Here is a 402-nt window from a genome sequence, read left to right on the forward strand (position 1 = left end):
AGCATCTCCGCGCCCGGCGTTGAGCGGTCCGACGCTCGTCCGGCTGCTCGCGCGCCTGGCCGATGCCGACGTCGCGGAATCCCGGCAACCGCTGTCCGACCGGCTGAGCCAGTGGCTCGGCTGGACCGACGCGATCACGCTGTCGTCCGCGCTGAATGCGAGCCCGCCGGGCGTCGCGGCCGGCGTGCGCGGCTACGACGCGGAGCGCGACTGCGCGCGCGTGCGCCACGACCTCGCGCAGGCGATCATGGCCGCCAACCGGCCGCGCACGCGGCGCCGGCCGGGCGACCTGCCGCCGCCGGCGGCCGATACGGCGGATTTCGCGGACTTCCGCCAGCGTTATCTGACCCTGCAGCAGGACATGGAAACGGCGATCGGCCAGTTGCGCGGCCGCCTGCGAGT

The 402-nt window shown here is 74.9% G+C and carries 1 protein-coding gene; it reads left to right on the forward strand.

The window, feature by feature from the left end; all coding sequences use genetic code 11:
- On the forward strand, positions 1-402 hold a 402-nt coding region (locus M3194_RS30985; protein WP_251657991.1), incomplete at both ends, for a DUF3348 family protein.

This window comes from Paenibacillus glycanilyticus, from assembly GCF_023715145.1.
Taxonomy (GTDB): domain Bacteria; phylum Bacillota; class Bacilli; order Paenibacillales; family Paenibacillaceae; genus Pristimantibacillus; species Pristimantibacillus glycanilyticus_A.